The 21009-nt window shown below is 45.4% G+C and carries 17 protein-coding genes; 8 read left to right on the top strand and 9 right to left on the bottom strand.

Annotation, left to right across the window (positions count from 1 at the left end):
• Nucleotides 1-18 precede the first annotated feature (18 nt).
• A complete protein-coding gene (locus H6G03_RS08325) occupies nucleotides 19-1635 on the bottom strand; it encodes a DUF2079 domain-containing protein (protein WP_190463856.1) in 1617 nt (538 codons plus the stop codon).
• A 269-nt stretch (nucleotides 1636-1904) separates the two neighbouring features.
• Between H6G03_RS08325 and H6G03_RS08320 the strand changes: the two genes are divergently transcribed.
• Nucleotides 1905-3068 (top strand): histidine kinase, encoded by a 1164-nt coding sequence (locus tag H6G03_RS08320; RefSeq protein WP_190463916.1) that lies wholly within the window; start codon nucleotides 1905-1907, stop codon nucleotides 3066-3068.
• Between the two features lie 137 nt (nucleotides 3069-3205).
• Here the strand turns inward: H6G03_RS08320 and mutT are convergent, their stop codons facing one another.
• From mutT to H6G03_RS08305, 3 genes are all read right to left on the bottom strand, one after another.
• Nucleotides 3206-3610 (bottom strand): 8-oxo-dGTP diphosphatase MutT, encoded by a 405-nt coding sequence (gene mutT / locus H6G03_RS08315; protein ID WP_190463855.1) that lies wholly within the window; start codon nucleotides 3608-3610, stop codon nucleotides 3206-3208.
• A 231-nt stretch (nucleotides 3611-3841) separates the two neighbouring features.
• Nucleotides 3842-4189, bottom strand: a complete 348-nt coding sequence (locus tag H6G03_RS08310; protein ID WP_190463854.1) for a DUF760 domain-containing protein — start codon at nucleotides 4187-4189, stop codon at nucleotides 3842-3844.
• Between the two features lie 229 nt (nucleotides 4190-4418).
• Nucleotides 4419-5375 (bottom strand): RNA polymerase sigma factor, RpoD/SigA family, encoded by a 957-nt coding sequence (locus H6G03_RS08305; protein WP_190463853.1) that lies wholly within the window; start codon nucleotides 5373-5375, stop codon nucleotides 4419-4421.
• A gap of 413 nt (nucleotides 5376-5788) precedes the next feature.
• Here H6G03_RS08305 and H6G03_RS08300 point away from each other — a divergent pair, with 413 nt between their 5' ends.
• Nucleotides 5789-6538: a DUF561 domain-containing protein gene (locus H6G03_RS08300; RefSeq protein WP_190463852.1), complete on the top strand. Its 750-nt coding sequence runs from the start codon at nucleotides 5789-5791 to the stop codon at nucleotides 6536-6538.
• Between the two features lie 77 nt (nucleotides 6539-6615).
• Here H6G03_RS08300 and H6G03_RS08295 read toward each other — a convergent pair whose 3' ends face one another.
• Nucleotides 6616-7851 carry a DegT/DnrJ/EryC1/StrS family aminotransferase gene (locus H6G03_RS08295; RefSeq protein WP_190463851.1) on the bottom strand — a complete coding sequence of 412 codons (1236 nt, stop codon included), beginning with the start codon at nucleotides 7849-7851 and terminating at the stop codon, nucleotides 6616-6618.
• Nucleotides 7852-8149: 298 nt separating this feature from the next.
• On the opposite strand from H6G03_RS08295, the gene H6G03_RS08290 reads away from it, so the two are divergent.
• A complete protein-coding gene (locus H6G03_RS08290; protein WP_190463850.1) occupies nucleotides 8150-8923 on the top strand; it encodes an ABC transporter permease in 774 nt (257 codons plus the stop codon).
• A gap of 400 nt (nucleotides 8924-9323) precedes the next feature.
• Here H6G03_RS08290 and H6G03_RS08285 read toward each other — a convergent pair whose 3' ends face one another.
• Complete coding sequence (locus H6G03_RS08285) at nucleotides 9324-11501, bottom strand: hypothetical protein (protein ID WP_190463849.1); 2178 nt, start codon at nucleotides 11499-11501, stop codon at nucleotides 9324-9326.
• 189 nt (nucleotides 11502-11690) lie between these two features.
• Here H6G03_RS08285 and H6G03_RS08280 point away from each other — a divergent pair, with 189 nt between their 5' ends.
• The 5 genes from H6G03_RS08280 (at nucleotide 11691) to H6G03_RS08260 (ending at nucleotide 16143) form a co-directional block, all read left to right on the top strand.
• A complete protein-coding gene (locus H6G03_RS08280; RefSeq protein WP_190463848.1) occupies nucleotides 11691-12608 on the top strand; it encodes an SDR family NAD(P)-dependent oxidoreductase in 918 nt (305 codons plus the stop codon).
• Between the two features lie 113 nt (nucleotides 12609-12721).
• The gene (locus H6G03_RS08275; protein ID WP_190463847.1) at nucleotides 12722-13963 is read left to right on the top strand and encodes a succinate--CoA ligase subunit beta; all 1242 of its coding nucleotides are present in this window, start codon (nucleotides 12722-12724) and stop codon (nucleotides 13961-13963) included.
• 56 nt (nucleotides 13964-14019) lie between these two features.
• A complete protein-coding gene (locus H6G03_RS08270) occupies nucleotides 14020-14661 on the top strand; it encodes a Uma2 family endonuclease (RefSeq protein ID WP_190463846.1) in 642 nt (213 codons plus the stop codon).
• A 245-nt stretch (nucleotides 14662-14906) separates the two neighbouring features.
• Nucleotides 14907-15044 carry a hypothetical protein gene (locus H6G03_RS08265; protein ID WP_190463845.1) on the top strand — a complete coding sequence of 46 codons (138 nt, stop codon included), beginning with the start codon at nucleotides 14907-14909 and terminating at the stop codon, nucleotides 15042-15044.
• A gap of 211 nt (nucleotides 15045-15255) precedes the next feature.
• Nucleotides 15256-16143, top strand: coding sequence for a succinate--CoA ligase subunit alpha (locus H6G03_RS08260; protein ID WP_190463844.1), 888 nt, complete (start codon nucleotides 15256-15258; stop codon nucleotides 16141-16143).
• 146 nt (nucleotides 16144-16289) lie between these two features.
• Here the strand turns inward: H6G03_RS08260 and H6G03_RS08255 are convergent, their stop codons facing one another.
• The 3 genes from H6G03_RS08255 to H6G03_RS08245 form a co-directional block, all read right to left on the bottom strand.
• Nucleotides 16290-17924 (bottom strand): hypothetical protein, encoded by a 1635-nt coding sequence (locus tag H6G03_RS08255; RefSeq protein ID WP_190463843.1) that lies wholly within the window; start codon nucleotides 17922-17924, stop codon nucleotides 16290-16292.
• 237 nt (nucleotides 17925-18161) lie between these two features.
• Complete coding sequence (locus H6G03_RS08250; protein WP_190463842.1) at nucleotides 18162-19868, bottom strand: ABC transporter permease; 1707 nt, start codon at nucleotides 19866-19868, stop codon at nucleotides 18162-18164.
• A gap of 131 nt (nucleotides 19869-19999) precedes the next feature.
• A complete protein-coding gene (locus H6G03_RS08245; RefSeq protein WP_190463841.1) occupies nucleotides 20000-20950 on the bottom strand; it encodes an ABC transporter ATP-binding protein in 951 nt (316 codons plus the stop codon).
• Between the last annotated feature and the right edge of the window lie 59 nt (nucleotides 20951-21009).

The raw sequence follows: 21009 nt of genomic DNA, 5'->3' as shown, positions 1-21009 counted from the left end.
AACTAGCACTTAGATCGCTTACTTTAAAATCGCTTCTATCCCTCGGCGGAACGTAAGCCACGCCGCAACTGCATCTGGATTGTCAGCCACTCCTCTGTGCAATAGAATAACTCCATCTTTAAAATCGGTAATTCCGTATAGATGGTTACCAGATACCCCATCGATCGCGACAATGCTATCCTTTAATATTTGGCGATCGGTCTTGAAGGCAACTTGATACTCGCGTAACTGCCACAGATCTGCGATCGCGTATTCCACATTCACAACTTCCCGTTTATCGTTCCGTAACTGCAATCCTGGAAAGCGAATAATTTCGCGGCGGCCAGAAAGATGGGGCACAATATAAGTCGTGGCTGCCACACTTGCATTTGGGGGAATTTTTGCCAATAATGAGTAAATTTCACCAGCGTGCTGCCATTGGCGAGGCAAAGATACATATACCCAAGGCTTAAATGAATCCGGCACCAGAAAAGATATAGTTCGATTCGGATTAGAAGTAATGGTAAAAAATAATGAAATACATATGCAGATTACCCAAAAGCGGCGAAAAGACAACTTTTTAAACTTTTCTGGATGTCGAGACCACCAAAGAATCGCTCCGTAAAATAATCCCGGAACCACAGTCATAGCATAGCGAATATTAATCGCCAAAACCGATTCCCCCTGACCCAAAAAAAGTTTGAGCAGAGGAAATCCTGCGATCGCCCAAGCTGCCGGGGAAACAGCTGGCACAAAAGCTAAAGGCAACCACTGGGCCAACAGATATTTCATCGTCTCAGGAAAAGGCGAAAACAGTTCTACCAGCAAGCGCCAGGGATTCTTCACCATTCCCCAGATAATTTCTAAAGTAGAAGCGGAATCACCATCAGCATACTGACCGAAGCGTTCCATCATAAACCGCTCGGAAATATCCGCAGAAAACAGCGGCATAATTAAATTGGTGAGCAGAATCGTGTACCCAAAGCTGACAGCGCAGACAGCAAGACCGATGCGGGGATACCGCTTGCTGAGTATCATGTATACTCCCACACCAAACAACCCTATACCCGAATCTTCCCGTACTGCTAAAATTAAAACTGCCAGAACCGCAAATAGCCACCACCAGCGTTTTTCCATTGCCAGCAGCAATCCGAACACGAACAGCGGAATTTGGCAAATGTCGTGAAAGTTACATAAAGTCGGGCCGACGACCGCGTTAGCCGTGTAAAAACTACCAGCGATCGCCGCAGCTATGGGCCCTTGAACATACTGTCGGGCGAGTACATACAAAACCAGTCCGGCAGCAGTAACTAAAGTTACTAGCAAAACCGTGAGGGTTGCTGGGGAGGGAAACAAAGCGTACAGGGGTATCCACAGCAAAAGAGCGGGTGTAAAATGTTGCCCTAAACGATGGTAATATACATTCGGTACATCGTTACTGTGAACAACATTTGTAGATAATTGAGAAGAGAGAGAGCTTTGAAAAAAGCGACCGTGAATGCCGTTCCAGAAAACTTGATTGAAAATGCCTTGGTCGTAGGAGGAATAAAAGGTGTAGTGTCGATGCAGCGTTAAGGTTAGGGCCAAAACAAAGAATGCGATCGCACTACCGAGTGCAACCAAGAGCCACGGATACTTCCGCCAGTTTAACAGCATTCCTCACCCACTCTCTGCGAGACTCCGCACTTAGTATAAGCCTCCAGAGTGCATTCTACCTCCTCGAACAGATGGCTCGTTAAATAACTTCTATCTCTCGATAGAGGTTTGAGAGCGAATAACCAAAATCTGGTACGAAAATCGCCAGAACACGGTAGCTTATAAGTAGGAGTTAAAGGGCAACCAGTGTGCCTGGAAGCAAGCAGTTCGATCGTCCTCACCGTTGGAAAAGCTTTACCAGTTTGTCCATCATGCTCAAAAGAGATTACATGGCAGCGAATGCTGAAAAGTCTACTCATACACAGACGCCTCTACAGTTGCTATTATTTGTAGACCAGCGTCCCAGTTCTCAGGAACAAATCCAGCGACTGCACAAGTATCTCGAAGATTTAAAGAACGACTATCCTTTTGAGCTAGAGGTTGTCGATGTCGGCGAACAACCATATTTAGCCGAACACTTTAAACTGGTAGCAACCCCAGCTTTAATCAAAATTCATCCTCCCCCTCGACATATCATCGCTGGCACTAATTTGGTCGCTCAACTGGCAGACTGGTGGCCGCGCTGGAAACAGTCTATGGATGAATATCAGAACTTAGATGGGGAATCTTGGCCAGCAGGCACAGAGCGAGCCGATATACGTTCCTTTGCTCACGTTGCAGAACTGATCCGCATTTCTGAAGAAATTTTTCGCCTCAAACAGGAAAAAGAGGAACTGCAACAGCAATTGCAGTTCAAAGATCGAATCATCGCTATGCTGGCCCACGATCTCCGCAATCCCCTCACAGCCGCTTCGATCGCACTAGAAACCCTAGAAACCAACACCGATCCAAATAACGGCAACTCGCCTCGACTGACACCTGCCTTAGTAAATCAGTTAATTAAACAAGCCAGGAACCAAACTCGCGCTATTGAGCGCCTAATTGTCGATATTCTGCAAGGATCGCAAGGAAATAACGGTTCTCTGAAGATAGTGCCTCAAAAAGTAGATTTAGGAGAACTTTGTCAGGAAGTGCTAGAGTGCCTCAAACACAGGTTTGCAATGAAATCCCAGCAGATTAAAACTGATATTCCCAAAGATCTGCCTTATGTTTATGCCGATCCAGAACGAGTGCGTCAGGTGCTGGTAAACTTATTGGACAACGCCAATAAATATACGCCCCCAAGTGGAACCATTCAAGTTTCCGTTCTCCACCGCACAGCGCAGAAAGTACATCTGAGCGTATGCGACACTGGGCCCGGAATTCCAGAGGAAAATCGCGATCGCATTTTTGAAGAACGCTATCGACTCAAACGCGACGAAGCTCTAGATGGATATGGCATCGGTCTATCCCTGTGTCAAAGAATCATTCGATCTCATTACGGTCGGATTTGGGTAGACTCCGTTCCCGACAAAGGAAGCTGCTTTCACTTCACATTGCCGGTTTACCGATAATGAAAGTCAAAACTCAAAATTTCTCCTCTTCCCTAATCCCTAATCCCTAATCCCTAACCCCTAATCCCTAATCCCTAACCCCTAACCCCTAACCCCTAATCCCTAATCCCTAATCCCTAATCCCTAACCCCTAATCCCTAACCCCTAACTATATTTCTCAGCGCGTTGATAATCTGAAAGTTAGCTTCCGGGAAAGTATAGAAGTCTAACTCATCTAATGTGACCCAACGAACTTCATCGCATTCCAAAGGCTGCGGTTCGCCGTTGGTGTGGCGGCAGTGATGTACCGTAAGAGTGACGGCAAATTGACTGTAAATGTGATCGATCGTCATTAAGCGATCCCCTACCTGAATTTCAATACCTAACTCTTCCCAAATTTCCCTTTTGATACACTCTTCCACAGTTTCACCAGGCTCTATTTTGCCACCCGGAAATTCCCATAAACCTCCCATTAAACCACCCTGACGGCGTTTGTCAATTAAAATTTGTCCTCGGTCGTTCCAAATAACAGCAACACCAATAAACTTATGGGGTAAAGACATACAGATTGAGGATAGGGGTTTAGGGCTTCGGGCTTGGGAAAGAAGGAAAGAGCGAGAGTTTCAGTAATTAATAAAGTCCTAACTGACTTTCATAGGTTGCTATAATAATTGTATTTACTATTAAAAATTTGTTTCCCAATCAAAATAATCGGCAGAGCTATTTCACAGCCCGCCGATCGGTTGATTATGGCCAGATCGCGAATATCCGCGTGCCAATCTGAAACCAACTTACTACTCAGCTTCTGAAGCATTGGCTTCAGCCGCCGAGAAAGATCTTTCAAAAGCCATACGCTGCTCTGCATTTCGGAGAAAATATCCACTAATCATCGCCGAAGCCAACAGCCGACCGAGATGTTCCCGACTCGTAGTAATCGTCACCCCAAAATGTTCTGACGGTAAGTTACCCAACAGACCGATAATATTCCGTTCCATCACTTGATATACATCTCCGGAAGATGGTCTGGAAAGCTGTGCCATAGTTTCTGGACTCATAGACTGGACATACTGCCAGAGCCAATTGTGACCTGACTCCGACTCATTGCCAAACAACTCTGGGCCTTGACTGGATGATTTGTTCACTTTTTACCTCTGTAGCAGTTGGGAGCTTTTTATTTGACTAGCTAACAGCAGCTTGTTATTCAAAAATTCGGATGCAGATTATTAATTGCTTCTGAAGACTAATTTAGCAGTTCGCTCTTGACAGTGAAGTCGCTTTAACCGAACCACAAATTCCGGTTTTTCCACCCCTACCTAACATTGGCGACAGCTATATCTCTATTTACCTCTTCTGATTGTGAATGACAAGTTCCTAACTGGCGATAAATTCATCTATATCTCCTTTGCGCTTGCGAAGCTTGCTCAATGCTTCTCTTTCGATTTGCCGTACTCTTTCCCGGCTAATGTTGAGGAGATCGCCAATCTTTGCCAGCGTTAAAGCTTGTCCGTCTTCCAGACCAAATCGCATCGCCAACACCTGCCTTTGTTGAGGTGTTAGATCCGCCATCAGCTTTTCTAAATCTGTCTGAAGAGCAGACTGGATGGCAAATTCCTCCGGAGAAGCGCCAGTATCCTCTAACAGTTCTCCCAGCTCCGTATCTTGGTTATCTCCCACCCGCAAATCTAGGGACAAAGGCTGACGTGCCTTTTCCAGGTACTCCCGGACGTGCTTCGGGTCTAATTCCAACTCCTTGGCCAATTCCGCAGCAGTCGCAGCGCGTCCTAACTGTTGAGACAGTTGACGCTGAACTTTTTTTATTTTATTTAGCTTCTCCGTAATGTGGATCGGCAGCCTAATCGTGCGCCCTTTTTCAGCTATAGCACGAGTGATTGCCTGACGAATCCACCAATAGGCATAAGTAGAAAACCGATATCCTTTAGTCGGGTCAAATTTTTCAACCCCTCGCTGCATACCGATGCTGCCTTCCTGAATTAGATCCAACAAGTCAACATTGCGCTTGATGTACTTCTTGGCTACCGACACTACCAGTCGCAAATTAGCTTCAACCATTTTGCGCTTAGCGTTTTCACCTTCTTTAATCTGCCGATCGAGTTCTGCTTCGGACAGCCCACATTGTTGCGCCCACTCAGCTGGAGTAGGTTCTTGGCCTAACTCAGCTGCCAGCACCTCTCTCTGAGCTTGCAATGCTGCCCAACGCTGTACTTGTTTGCCATACAAGATCTCCTGCTCGTGGGTGAGCAAGGGAACCCGACCTATTTCACGCAGGTAGGTACGCACAAGATCTGTAGAAGTCTGAGCGGTCTTCATGGCACTTTCTGGGTAGAAATATTAATAATTGTAACGTTTATTAGCAAGATTTGTACACTTCTCCAAACATATTGCTGGTGTCCTTTAGCTCCACAAACAGAGAACACTACTTAGAGATTAACCATATAATGCAGTTAAGAATTGCATTCTGCTACACCAGGACGACGCCAAGAAAGTAAAATTTTTTAACGATCGACACCATATCCTTCAGGGAGTGGGGGAGTGGTGGAGCGGGGGAGCGGGGGAGCAGAAGAATTAATATTTCTCCTCTTCCCTCTCCCTTTCCTCTCTTCCCTAGCCCCTAACCCCTAACCCCTAGCCCCTTTCTTTTGACTTTTTCGACGCTCTGGTTTCTGACCTCAGTGAGTGCAAAAATAATCCTGACTTATTTTTGAGTGGGAGTTACATACAGCATGACAATTCATACCACACTACAGCGTGCTTTTGAACAAGGCCGCGCCCTCAAAATTATTAGCGGCTTGAATAATTTCGATCCCGCACGAGTAGCTGCGACCGTGAAAGCAGCAGACAAAGGTGGTGCGACCTTTGTAGATATTGCTGCCGATGCGAACTTGGTGAGGATGTGCCGCGAACTGACCGATCTGCCAATCTGCGTTTCCGCAGTCGAACCCCAGCTATTTGTCCCAGCTGTAGCAGCTGGTGCCGACCTCATCGAAATTGGTAACTTCGATAGTTTCTACGCGCAAGGGCGTCGATTTGAAGCAGCTGAAGTATTGGAAATTACACAAACTACGCGATCGCTCCTTCCCCAGATTACCTTATCGGTGACCGTTCCTCATATTCTTCAACTGTCCGAACAAGTACAATTGGCAGAAGCCCTAGTCAAAGCCGGTGCCGATATCATCCAGACAGAAGGTGGAGTAAGTGCCACCCCAACTCATGCCGGAACATTGGGAACGATCGAAAAAGCAGCTCCCACCCTAGCCGCAGCCTATGAAATTTCCCGTGCAGTTTCCGTGCCGGTGCTTTGCGCTTCTGGAATATCCAGCGTCACAGCACCCCTAGCCATTGCCGCAGGTGCTGCCGGTGTCGGCGTTGGCTCAGCTGTCAACCGCTTGAACAGCGAAATCGCTATGGTGGCTGCTGTCCGCAGTTTGGTAGAAGCATTGGCGACGGTGAATCGCTCCCGCGTTTCAGTTTAGTAGTCCGCAGTCCCCTGTTTTGAGGAGTTCGACAAACCCGGTTTTTGATAAAAACCGGGTTTTTTGTCAACAACCCATCAGTTTTCTCTCGCCGACGCCATAGCCCATAAGCCTTGGGAAGTCTCAGCAAACATTGTTTCGGCCAAAACATCTTTCAAACCGTAAACCACCTGTTCTTGCTGCGCTAAAGACAATTCAGGAAAAATCGGCAAAGACAAAACTTCAGCACAAGCCTGCTCTACAGCTGGCAATTGACCGGGTTGGTATCCCAAACTTTCGTACACGGGCTGGAGATGCAGTGGCAGGGGATAGTAAACCATTGTATTGATTCCCTGCTTCTGCAACTGGCTGCGTACTGAGTCGCGTAAGGAACTTTGAATTTTCAGGAATGAGTTTTCACTTGAACTGGTAGATGAGAAATCTTTTTTTCCTTCAGCTATTACCCGAATGGTGTATTGATTCCAGACACTTTCACCTCCATCGAGTGCTTGAGGTAAAGAAATCCCGGAAATAGGTGCAAGTAACTTGTGGTAACGTGCTGCAGTTTGAGTGCGTTGCGCGTTCCAAGTATCGAGATAGCGCAATTTTACTTGCAGAATAGCAGCTTGCAGAGCATCCAGACGACTGTTGACGCCGATCGCTTCGTGGTAATATCGACTGCTGCTACCATGCTCTCGCAGCATTCTGATTTTACCAGCTAAGTTCGGATCGTTGGTAGTTACTGCACCACCATCGCCACAAGCCCCCAAATTTTTGGTGGGGAAGAAACTAAAACAGCCGATATGTCCGATGTTACCTATTTTACGACCCGCCCACGCTGCACCCGTAGCTTGAGCGCAGTCTTCTATTACTGCCAAACCGCGAGATTCTGCTATCTCCATCAAGCGGGTCATATTGACTGGTTGCCCAAACAAATGTACTGGCAGAATCGCCTTTGTTTTGTTGGTAATGGCAGTTTCCAACTTCTCAACATCTAAATTGAAAGTTTGGGGGTCAATATCCACAAACACTGGCGTCGCGCCAACTGCACTGATTGCCTCCGCTGTGGCGATAAACGTAAAAGGCGTCGTAATCACTTCATCGCCAGCGCCAATATCCAAAGCTCGTAATGCGAGGTAGAGGGCGTCGCTGCCAGAATTGCACGCTACGCAATGGGAAACGCCTATGTAATTGGCAAACTGTTGCTCAAAACTCTCCACCGGAGAACCGCCGATGTATCGGCCAGAAGCCAGCACTTCCAATACAGCTGCGTTTATTTCTTTCTCAAGGTTTTTGTACTGACGTGCCAAGTCAACAGGGGGAATGTTATTCACTCGCCTACCACGAAGTTTTAGTTTTTACTACTACAAGTCCCGGATAGCCCGTCAGCCCCACAGTTGTCTCTGCAAGGTGAATGGTTTTCTCGGTGTATATTTTCCAACGGTTATGGTAGATTATCTTAGGCGAGAAAAGTTTCTTGTCAACTGGTTGTGACAATCTGCCCCAGGCGCAGCTAAATATAAGCCTTTAAAACCTTGATTTGGTACGGTTTTAAATATTACCGCGCCGAATGACGTTGTAAAATAGGAAGTCATCGCCAATAGTTCGATCGCACCTCAAACCCCCAAGGCAGTGGATTTAGCTAAATTCGACCCCACAAACTTCACTTGGGCATTAGGACTCATCGCCTTTGCCATCGGTTTATCTGCTTGGGAAAAGTTGGGCTTGGAATGGCCTCTGGCGATCGCGACAGGTCGCACTATCCTACAATTGCTGGGAGTTGGGTTTGTACTGGAGGTGGTTTTCGCTCAGCCAAACCCCGTACTGGTTATCGCGGTTTTGTTTGTCATGCTGATTATTGCTACTAGGGTAGCGAAAAGTCGCATTGGCGAAAAAATTCCTCAAATGTTACCCGTCGTGGGAGGTTCGCTTTTACTCAGTACTGCCCTGACGCTAGTCTACGTCAATTTTTTGGTAATTAAACCGCAGATTTGGTACGAACCGCAATTTCTGATTCCATTTGCTGGTATAGTGCTGGGAAATGCTATGAACGGTGCTGCTTTAGCTGGCGAACGTCTCGTCAGTAGCCTCAAAAGCACGCGCCTGGAAATTGAAACTCACCTCAGTTTGGGAGCTACCCCCGCACAAGCAGTAGCGCAGTACAAAAAAGAAGCGATTAAAGCTGCAATGATTCCCAACCTAAATACGATGACGGTTGTCGGTTTAGTAACATTACCGGGAACTTTCACCGGTCAGATATTGGGTGGTGTCAGTCCTTTCATTGCTGCATTTTACCAGATGTTGATTTTGGTGATGCAGGCAAGCGCTACCCTGATTACTGCTTTTTTGATTACCCAGGGAATTTGTCGGCAGGTTTTCAACTCCGATGCACAACTAAAAATTTAAGAACACCGCAATTTATCTGTGTGCATCTGTGGTTAATAATATGCAAAATTCTTTTATTTTTTCAAGCATCGCTAAATGAATTTTTATATTGTGTCCGGTTGCATCGGTAGTCTAAGACTGATGCTCTCATATTATCTGTGGGAGATTGAGGTTAAATTTTTACCGCAGATAAACGCAGATAAGAACGCATTTTTTCTGCAACCGATGCTACCGGACATGAGATGAATGTCAAAAGCCAAAATGCAAAGGGAGAGGGAGGAGAAAGTGGGGGAATTTATATGTATATTTTCGACCTTTATGTCGTTCTCCCGCTATCCCGTTCTCCCGATACCCCACTCCCCCTCTTATTTTTGACTTTTGACTTTTGACTTTTGACTTTTTTAGCCTCTCGCTATAATCTTTATCTCGGTTTTGGTACATACCTCCCTATTAAAGCACGATTTTGATCGTAAATTTCTAGAGGTACGCGAGCATTTTCGCTAATTGCTTCCAATGCAGCTTGTAAGGTTTTCAAATGATCGTCTACACCAGCAAGAGTATTAGCGTCCCCATTCAAACCGGCAGTCATGGCAGTCCTTCTGACGCTGTTGACATAAGCAGGCGTTAGATAAACCTTGATTCCTTGAAGATTAACGGTATGGTCGCAAATTTTGGGTACGCCAGCACAAGTTTTATTGAGATCGCCTGTAGCTTTTTGCACAATTAAAGCTACCTGCAATTTAGCTTGTGCTTGTCTTAAAGAATTGATGTAACTTTCACTCAGCGGCTGAGCTTGTGAGTAGTAATAAGTACCAGTAGGTACTTGTTGGGCATAGGTGGAAGCTCTGCGCCAAGTCGCGACAGCTTGGGTCAATTGGTTCTGTTGCTCCAAATTTTTGGCAAGGTCACCAATTGTAATGGCTTGATTGTAAATTTTAGCGGCATTCTCTTCTTGGTTTTTGCGATCGCGCACTGCGGCAAAATTTGGCTGATAGCTAGCAATTAACTGCTGCGCCTCCTGGTAAAATGTTGTGGTTTTGGGAATGGAAGAAAGAGAAGCGATCGCTGCTTGCCAAGTTGACTCAACTTGTCGCCAGTGACCTAAAGTTTTGGCTACGCCTTGACGTACTTCCGCTAATTGAGCGATTTCTTTGCCATTTGCCAGTTTGATTTCAGCTTGTTGCTCTTGCTTAACTCGGCGATCGATAGCGGTTAAATTGTCTTGATATTCGTTTAATTTTTGTTGAGCTAGAGGATAAATCAAGCTATTTTTGGGAATTTGTTTAACGGCAGCGATCGCTTCTTTCCAAACTGACTGTATTTCTTGCCATTGTTGGACTGAATGAGGAGGGTTTTGGCTTTTTTGAGAGGCAACTTTTGCCTTATCCATAGCCTTTAAAATTATGTCTATTTTAGTAACAACTCCTTTGTAAATTTGCAACTGTAACTGCGCCGAGGCGCGATCGCCAGACCAAGGGGGAATGCTTTCCAACTCCTGAATCGCTTTCGAGAGTTTTTCTTTTCCCAGATTGATATCTTGCTCGTTTTTTGCCTCTCTGAGGGTTTGTGCTGACTCTCGACTGAGCTGCTTAGCGGTTTGGATGGGTGTACATTCTCCCAATACGCAAGGACGAGTTAAAGCGTAAATACCACCTACAATTGCTACTGCTGCTACTCCAACCCCAATTTTGTATGCGGACTGGGGCAGTTTAAATTGCCGTCTGCGGCGACGCAAAACTCGATCGCGTTTCGGCATTTCGGGGTCGGGTCTGGAATCGATCGCAGGTTCTTCTAAAGGTAAATCTTCGATGGCATCGGATCTGTTCGATCTTAAGGTCGATGCGGCTGCTTCGGTGCGATTATCTGGGGTTTCTTCATCGAAAATCGAGTTTTTTGGCGATCGAGATGGTTGTGTATCCGATTTTTCCGATCTTAAGCTGGACGCTGGCACAGTTTCGGTGTGCGGGTCTGGACTTTCTTCGTCAAAAATCGAGTTCCAGGACGATCGAGATGGTTGCGGAGCGGATTTTTCCGATTTTAAGCTGGATGCGGCTGCTTCGGTGGGCGAGTCTGCGGTTTCCTCATCAAAAATCGAGTTCCAGGGGGATCGAGATGATTCTCTATCCGATGTTAAGGTCGATGCGGCAGCTGCTTCGGTGCGATCGTCTGCTGTTTCTTCATCAAAAATCGATTTCCAGGGGTATGGGGATAAGGGAGGATCGTCGCTTTCCTCTTCCCATCCAAACATATTGCGATCGGCATCCTCCCAAAAGGGTAATTTTTCCAATTTAAACTCGTGGGCGGCAAAAGGTTGCCTTTGTCCCGCCGCTCTCAAGAAAAGGCGTACCTGCTGAGTTTGTTCCCATACTGGGTTAGGGAATGCTACCTGTAGCGCTTCAATAGTTTCCTGTAGCACTCTAAAAATAGGCTGCGCTTCGGTAATCACCGGATTGGGGTCTTGAGCCAATGTCACCAAAGTGTCATCCTGAAGTACGCACTTAACCTGAATGGGAACTTCTATTGCTAACTCTGAGTTCAAGCTGTCTTGCAAAAGTTGCCCCAATGTTTGTAAATCATTTTTCCGTTCTGCTGTTTCCATTTGATATCACCCTTTGATTTGAGATTTTGGATGCGAGGATTTTTACTTTGAACTTGAGACTTGGGATAGATGATTTTTGGTAATTTTAATCTGAGTTACATTTTCAGCAACCAAAGGTGCAGAAAACCTTAATACCCATTTACAGTAGAGAATAGGCGATCGTTCGTTTTGTGCAACTCCCCGATTTTGATGTCTGCAAACACTCCCCTATCTGAACAAGTTGTACTGATTACTGGCGCTTCTGCTGGTATTGGCGCTGCTTTGGCGCAAGTTTTAGCCAAAAAGTTTCCTGGCATTCGATTGGTGTTGGCAGCGCGTAACCGGGCCAAGCTGGATACAACTGCCACATACTGTAGCAAAGCAGGGGCAGAAGTTTTGGTTGTCCCTACGGATATGTCGTCGATCGAGCAGGTGGATGCTTTGGCGAGAGCTGCTATCCTGCGTTTCGGTAGGGTGGATGCTTTGGTGAATAATGCCGGTTACGGTCAAATGGGGCCGCTCGAATTGATTCCATCTGCATCGGCGCGGCGGCAATTTGAGGTGAATTTGCTGGGGCCATTGGCTTTGAGTCGCGCTTTGATACCTGGGATGCGCGATCGCGGTGGTGGCAGAATCATCAATATTAGTTCTTTAGGAGGAAGACTGGCGTTTCCTTTTGGGGGTATATACAGTTCCTCGAAATTTGCTTTGGAAGGACTCAGCGATGCTCTCCGTATGGAACTGGAACCTTTCAATATCAAGGTCAGCGTCATCGAACCGGGGCCGGTGACTACCGATTTTTTTGATGTGGTTGCCCAAGGAGTTGAGGAAACAGTTCCCGATCCCGAACAGACTCCCTATCGCGCTGCTTTTAAGAAGTTAGAAGGGTTACAGGAACAAACTAGCAGTCGCGCTTGGACATCCGAACGGGTGGCTGAAGTAATTGTGCGATCGCTTACAGATCCTCGTCCTCGTCCGCGCTATATCGCTGCTACGGGTGGCGAATTCCTGCTGTTTATTATGACCAAAGTGTTGCCGACTTGGGCGGTAGACCGCTTCTGGCAAAGATTTTATGGCATCGATTTAGTAGCTCGTGAGTGGCAGGAACAAATGAAAAATAAAAACTAAAAATTAAAGAGGAAAGAAAAAATTAACTAATTTACATCAAAGATGTGTAAAAAGTGGTAAAGTAAAAGTGAAGAAGATTTCTTTCCTCAGTGATTTTTAATTAATATTTTGATATGGACTTATTAGAGTATCAGGCAAAAGAATTATTTCGGGAAATCGGTATTCCCGTTTTGCCCTCCCAAAGAATTGACAGCCCCAGAGATTTAAAGGGATTGAAAATACCCTATCCGGTGGTACTGAAGTCTCAAGTGCCAGCAGGGGGAAGAGGGAGAGCAGGGGGAATTAAGTTTGTAGAAAATACGATCGATGCCATCGCAGCCGCACAAACAATTTTCCATCTGCCCATAATGGGACAATACCCAGAGGTGTTGCTGGCAGAAGCGAGATACGATGCCGAAAGGGAATTTTATCTGGCTGTGGCTCTAGATTACACCCTTCGCCGCCCCGTGCTTTTGGGTTCTCCCAAAGGCGGCATCGATGTGGAAGCAGTGATGGAACAAATGCAGCAGGTGGTAATAGAGCAAGAATTTTCCCCATTCTACGCTCGACGGCTAGCTCTGAAGATGGGATTGGAAGGCAATTTGATTCAGTCGGTCAGCGATATCCTCCAAGCTATGTACAATCTGTTTGTCCAGAAAGACTTGGATTTAGTGGAAATCAATCCTCTGGGTGTGAATGCAAATGGCGAAGTGATGGCTTTGGACGGTAAGGTCACAGCCAACGATTGTGCTTTGCAACGCCATCCGGATTTAGCTATACTGGCGACCAAAGTAAGGCGGGGGAAACCGCATCTGTGCGGTCATTGTGGAGAAACGCCTGCACCGGTCAGCGAGGATTTGTGGGAACTGGAAGGAAATATCGGCATAGTTTGCAATGGCACCGGTTTGGCGATGGCAACTTTGGATTCAGTTTACCAAGCCGGAGGAAAGCCAGCTAGCTGCTTGAATGTGGGCGAAGAAGTTCCCAGCAATGTAGCGACAACGCTGTGCGATCGCTTGGAAAAAGGTCTGGAAACGATCGCACATGAAAATAGTATCAAAGTCTTGCTCGTGAATATTTTGGGTGGCGTGACTTCCTGCGATGAACTTGCCGATGCTATTTCCAACTTCGTACAGCGAAATTACGGTGAGGGGCTGGTTTCGCCTTTACCCAGCAGACCTGTGCGCCGTCCCCGCCAAGATAGCACGGAAACGGGCAACGGTCACAACCCCTATTTTGTCGTGCGTTTGGCGGGTAGCGAGATAGACGCGGCAAAAGAGCGTTTGGGGGCGCTGGGAGTGTCTGTGATTGATAATTTGGATGAGGCAGTATCGCAAGCGGTAGCTTTGACGAAGCCTTCTGGTAAGCGTTCTTGATGTAGGGGCTAGGGGTTAGGGGTTAGGGGTTAGGGGTTAGGGGTTAGGGGAAAAGGATGCAATTAGTTCTGGAACAAATTATCGTACAACCAGGGCAACAATTGTTGCTGAAAGATATTAGCTGGCAACAATTTGAAACTATTTTAGAGGAATTGGGAGAAAGTCGCGCTGCAAGGCTTTCTTATAGTGATGGATGGTTAGAAATTATGGTGCCTCTACCAGAACATGAAAAAGATAAAGAAATCATTGGCGAATTGGTAAGAATTTTGTTAGATGGAATGTCGATCGATTTTGAAGTTTTGGGTTCGACAACTTTTAAGAGCGATCGCATGAGGCAGGCAGTGGAAGCAGACACTTGTTTTTATATCCAAAATTATGCGGCTGTTATCGGGAAAAATAGTTTGGACTTGACTGTCGATCCGCCGCCAGATTTAGCCATTGAAATTGATATAACTTCTCGAACTAAATTTGATAATTATCGACAGTTAAGCGTGCCTGAATTGTGGCGATATACCAGACGCGGTTTGGAAATTAACTTGTTGCAAGAAGGCAATTATGTAGTTGCAGATCGCAGTCCAAATTTTCCCGATATTCCTATTATAGAATTGATTAACGAATACGTACAAAAAAATCTAACTGTGGGGAGAAGCGCAACTATTAGAGGTTTTAGGAATTGGGTGAGAGAAAATTTGGGGTAAATAAATGTCATACCAAATCTGGCGAAGGCTACCCCCTTTATCTTCTTCCTCTTCTCTTAGCGCTCTAAAACGAAGAAAGTCTTTTAGAGCGCTATCTTCGCGGTTCGTTTGTTTCGGATTTATGGGGAAAAAAGTTCGTTAATGTGACAGTTGAGTGCAATCGCGCCAAGAGGTAGACCAGAACGGGGGAAGGGGGGATCTGGGTTCTGTCGAAAAGGGATAATCAAAATAAACGAGGTGATTATATGGCAGTTAAAAAATGGACGGATGAAATGCTGGATAAGCTTGGTGAAAAGATCGATCGCATTGCCGATGAAATAGAACAAACGAACAATAATGTAGATGCCTTGGTTGGTGCTGTCAACTCCCTAGTTACTTTGTGACGCGAGGAAATTTCTGCTATCAAATCCCGACAAGAGGAAACAGCCAAAATTCAAGCTGAAAGTATCCCAGAATTAGTTAAATTTATTAATAAGCCCAAATCTGAATAATACTAGGACGCCCCACCCTCGAAACCCGGTTTCTATGAAAAATCGCGAGTTTCCAGTCATTTGATGGGTAAGTCCTGTAAGTGTAACCGTTAGGCGTTTTGTAATGAATGTAAAGCCAGATAGTAAAGTCTTAATCCAAGGTATCACCGAACCGCTTGCTGCTATCCACGCGGCTAAGATGAAAGCTTACGGCACTAATGTCGTTGCTGGGGTAAGTCCGGGACAGGGGGGACAAACAATACACGATATCCCTGTGTTCGATTTGGTGGAACAAGCACTGCCAATAACTGGCTCGATCGACACTAGCATAATCTTCACTCCACCTTACTTGGTATTGGATGCGGCGCTAGAAGCGATCGCTGCTAATATTAGGCAACTGATTATCGTCACGAGCGGTATTCCACCTCTGGATATAGTTTATCTGCTGAGAATTGCCGATGCTAACAAAACTCTAGTTGTTGGCCCTAACAGTATGGGCATTATCGTACCGGGAAAAATTTTGTTGGGCACTCATCCTAGTGAATTTTACACTCCCGGTGCGGTGGGACTGATCAGCCGTTGCGGCAGTCTGACCTGCGAAGTTGCTTTGCAACTAAGCCAAGCGGGATTTGGACAATCGATCGGCGTTAATATTGGTAGTGATGCGATCGTTGGTTCTTCTCTTCGCCATTGGTTGCCAGTTTTAAATAAAGATGACAATACCAAAGCGATCGTTTTAGTAGGACAAATGGATGGCGATAGCGAAGAAACGATCGCTCCCTTTATTGCTGAGGAAATTAGTAAACCTGTAGTTACTTACATTGCCGGACGCTACGCACCAACAGTAAAACGACAGCGCCGCGCCAGCGATTTGATTGTTTCTCAGCCAGTTATAGAGGATGAAATTAGCACGGCAGAAGCAAAAATAGCTGCTTTTGAAAAAGTCAAAATTCCCGTAGCGCAGCGCCCTTCTCAGATTCCCGAATTGGTGAAGAAAGCGCTTAAAAAATAGTCAAAAAAAAGAGGCTAGGGGCTAGGGGCTAGGGGCTGGGGGCTAGGGTCTAGGGAAGAGGAAGAGGAAGAGGGAAGAGGGAAGAGGGAAGAGGGAGAGAATTAATCTTTTCCCTTTCTCCTAATCCCCTAGTCCCTAATCCCTAGCTATAAAGGGGGTGGTGCTGAAAAAAGGGATTGGGAAGCAGATTCACCTGCTTTTTGTAGTTTTTTCGTCAGCTGTAACGTTAACAATCCCAGGATGCTCAACTGACCTAACAAAGATAGAAAAATTGTGATAGCGCTGGCGTATTGCATACCAAGCCAAGGCAAAGCAGAAAGCAGCCACAAACCAGGCATTTCATTGGGTGATATCCCTAGCAAAGCAAAACCTAACGGAGGCAATACAATCAATCCATTTATCGTAATAAGAGACCACCAGAGGCGTTTTGGCGTTTTCATTAATATCATTTGTTGCGCGATCGCCGCACAAATTAAAATCCAATTCGCACTCAAAATCAAAACTATCAGTGCTTGAATTTTGTAAACGTTTGGGATAACAAATATAATCCAACCACCCCAAATTACTGTTTTGATAACCAAATTGAGTGCGATCGCTACCAGTACGGGACTTTTTTCTCCCCAAATCAAATCCTGAATCAAAGGATTAAAAATACCTGATGAAAAACTTGACCTCACAGATGCCGATTTCACTTTTAATTTTTCATTTTTTATTCTTAATTGTTCGTAGCGAGCCCAATCTTGCAATTCCTGGCGTTGCGGCGATAAAAGACCGATTAAATACATAAAGCAGAATAAATTTAGGCATTCCACAAACGCTATTAACTCAAACCAACGCCAATAATCGTTAGAATGCACCGAGTTTAAGTTTTCTCCTAGAAAAAATCCTAAAATGCAGAGTTCCAAACAAGCTACTAACCAATAACTTTGACCTTTGCTTATCAAGGTAGCGCTTGGTTGAAGAAAGCGCCGATTTAATGCTTGCCATGACCAATAACCCCAGAATCCTATATTCAGAAGTAAAAATCCCATTAGAAGAGATAAGTTACTACCGATCGGTAAATAAAACCATTGGAAATTGCTGTTATAAATATCTTGTCTTTTTGCCGCATAGAGAACACCCTGGAGAATTTGCAACCAAGGCGATATAAATATCAAGCTTAAAAAGGTGCATGGCCAAGTAAAAAATCCCACTTGGAATGACTGAAGCAGCATCGTACTGTATAATAAGAAGCAACTTGCGCCTATGAGTAGATAAAAGCCAATCAGTAATCCGAAAGGAAAGCCCGCTCCGATCGCAGATGCTAAATGTAAAGGAATAGCTAGCAGGATGCCAATGTAAAGTAAAATAGGAGCGCCAAGAATCTTACCGATTAAGATATTTTCGCTAGATTGGGGGCTCAATTTAATAAAGTTAAGTGTGCCGCGACGCTGTTCTTTGCCCACATCGCCGATCAGCATATGAACGCCACCCACTAATAGCACAAATGCGAAAATTATACTCAGTTGATTAAATAAGTCCAGCCACCAATCTTGCCAATCAATAAGAACGAAACCGGCAGGATTGACAAGGCATTGGAATTGTTTATCTTTTAGGCAATAATTGCTATAATTTTTGCTGCTAAAAACTTGTAGGTAGAAAGGCAGAAAAATTAAGCACTGCGTCACCACAGATACAGCGCCTGCTACTGCTAAATTGCGAAATTTGAGCCGTCCTTTTATTTCTCGGTATAGTTGCGGATTCCAATCACCCAATCTGTCTAACAAACGTAGGTTTATCATGGTATTTTTGCTCATTTATGTCAACTTTAAAATGGAGGTTTGCTGGTTTTTTTGTAATTAATACAAGGGCTCTTTCGGGTTGATTGGAAAAAATGTTTTTTCTGTTCTAACTTTGGTAATGGTGGGTGATAGCACGGCAAATTAATTATCGGTTTTAAGGCTGAAATTATTGTCGGTGCCTAACCCACCCTACGGTTAAATAACTGACAGATGATTGCTGACGCCTGAAGGCTTTTTTTAAGCGCGACGATCGGCTAACAGCGCCTTGGTAGCAGATTCACCAGCTTGTTGCAACTGTCGGGACAATCGCATATTCAACAGTGCTAGGATGGCGAACTGTCCGAGAATTGCCATACATACAGTTGTAATTGCTGTATTTTCCATGATGGCAACCCAAGGGAAAGCGGAGAACAACCAAAGTGCAAAGGGTGGTTTTGCAGAACCGATCGACAAAACGGCAAAAACCAGGGGTGGTAGGACAATTGCCGCACCCAAAGCACCTGCTGCCCACACAGCTTGTTTTTGTGTTCTCATGAATAGCATGAGTTGGGCGATCGCTCCATAGATGGCGATCGTACTCACCATCAGCGCTAAACTGAAAAGAGCTTCACCTTTTTCTGCATCTTGAGGCCAAACGATAATCCAACAAATTAGGGGCAGACAGGCGACGATCGAATTAAGTACGATCGCCATTACGTTCGGGCTTTTTTCACCCCAGATCAAATCCTTCATCAAAGAAGGATTCCAGAACAACTTGCGATGCGCTGCTTTTTCCCGGCGATATCGCGCCCAATCCTGCAATGCTTGTCGGTGAGGTGAAAGTGCCACTATCAAACACAAAAACAGCAGCAAATTGAATACAAGTAGGCTATTCAAGTTATAAGACAACCAATTTGGAAAAGACTGCCATTGCGGCATTTTTTGGATCGCCAATCCCAAAATTACGGTTTCAAAACAAGCTGTCAGCAAGTAACTTTGTCCTTTGCTCAACATTGTTTTGGTGGGATTGGGAAAGCGGCGCATCAAAGATTGCCAAATCCAATAAGTCAACAACCCGCAATTCAATACAGTAAAGGCAACCGCACTGATAATGTTGCTACCTAAAGGCATAGAGAACCATTGCCAAGTTCTTATTTCTTCTGCTAAATAGGAAAATGGCGATTGATAATCTCCAGAAATGCCTGAAATTAGATGCCAAAGCATCCAGCATGGCGATAACAAATTTAACAAATCTATCGGGTCGTGAGTGATGGGTTTAAAATTAGCAATCCACAGGAAAATGAAGACACCTCCACTTGCCAACCAAGGTTGAAACCCGCTAAATGCCGAACTGAATAAACCAAATAACAGTGCGCCACTGTAGAATAACAGGCAGCTAACAGCGATAACTCCGTAGAAGGTTAAAATTAAACCTAAAGAGATGCCGCCGGAAATACCAGTCCACAGATGCAGAGGCACTGCTAAAGCAGCTACTGTATACAGTAAAACTGGAGAGCCCAGCAGTTTCCCCCCTAAAATGCTTTGGGTAGATTGGGGACTCAAACGTATAAAGTTGAGCGTACCGCGACGATCTTCCTGTGCTAGATCGGCAACTACCATATAAGTGCCAATTACTAACAAACCGAAGATGGCGAACAAACTCAACCAGACAAAAACGTCTAGCCACCAAACCTGCCATTTAATAACGAAATTACCGGCAAAATCTTGGAAACATTCGTATACCTGATAATACTGTTCTTTACCAGTGCAGTATCGGTTAGCGATCGTCCCTGGGTAAGATTTCTCTGTAGGAAGTTGGCCGTAGAAAGACATTAGCAGTAGCAGCTGACCTAGTAGAGAAATTCCGGCTGCGATCGCTATATTTCTGGTTTTTAGGCGACCTTTGAGTTCCCGCAATAGCTGCGGGTTCAAATCGCCGATTCTCTCTATCAAGTTAAGTTTCACGATCGAAATTCTCCCAGTAAAATTTGATTGATTTTTTCATTTCAAATCTACAATTTTCTGTTTTAAGTTTCCGCACCTCCTGCCAACAAAGCTGATTTCCAATTCCCTCTCTATCTTCCCTCTCCCTCTCTCTAGGATGCTTGTTTGTGACCGAGTTTGAGGAAAATGGTTTCTAAATCTTCTTGGGTGCAGTGGAATTCGGTGAGGGGAATGCCAGCTTCAACGAGCGATCGCAATAACTTAGCCGAATCTTCCGGATTTCCGGAAAAATGAACTTGTACTTGATTTGTTGCTGGCAATACCTCCCAATCTTCTACAAAAGAATGATTTTTCAATTCCGCTACAAGTGCTTCTGGGCTACCCAAGCTGGATATGATAATTTGCTGGCGACTGAGGCGGCGATAAAGTTCCTTTAGGGAAGAACTTTCTACCAAATAACCTAATTCCATGATGCCCACCGAGGTGCAGAGTTCGGCTAAGTCGCTGAGGACGTGGGAGGAAATCAAAATCGTCATCCCAGCTTCCCGCAGCGCTTTGATGATGTCTCGAAACTGCATTCTGGCAATGGGGTCCAATCCGGATACAGGTTCGTCCAGCAATAGTACGATCGGCTCGTGAATAATAGTTCTAGCAAGACTGAGCCGCTGTTTCATCCCCCTGGATAAGGTTGAAATTTGACTGTTGCGTTTATTAGTGAGCTGCACCAGTTCCAAAACATCGTACAGGCGCTGACTGCGGCGCGGTTCCCGCAAGCGATAAAGTCGGGCAAAATAATCCAGGTAGTCCCAAACGGTGAGGTCGTCGTAGAGGGGAAAGTCATCGGGAAGGTAGCCCAGACGACGTTTGAGGGTAGGATTGCTTCGATCGCGCAACAGACGATCGCCATTAATATAAATTTCCCCTATAGTTGGTTCCTCAGCTGCCGCCAACATCCGGATCAGCGTTGTTTTGCCAGCTCCGTTTGGCCCGATCAATCCGTAGACTTCACCCGCTTCTACCTCTAAATCGATATCGTTGACGGCTATATGGCGGTCAAATTGCTTGGTAAGTCCACGGGTAGAAATCGCCAGTTCCTTTGCCATAGGTTCTCCAATTTTATGAGGGGCTAGGGGTTAGGGGCTAGGGGAGATCGGAAGAGCGT

Source organism: Aerosakkonema funiforme FACHB-1375, assembly GCF_014696265.1.
GTDB classification, from domain to species: domain Bacteria; phylum Cyanobacteriota; class Cyanobacteriia; order Cyanobacteriales; family Aerosakkonemataceae; genus Aerosakkonema; species Aerosakkonema funiforme_A.
The sequence above is the reverse complement of the archived record's forward strand: the minus strand, read 5'-3'. Positions and strand labels throughout refer to the sequence as shown.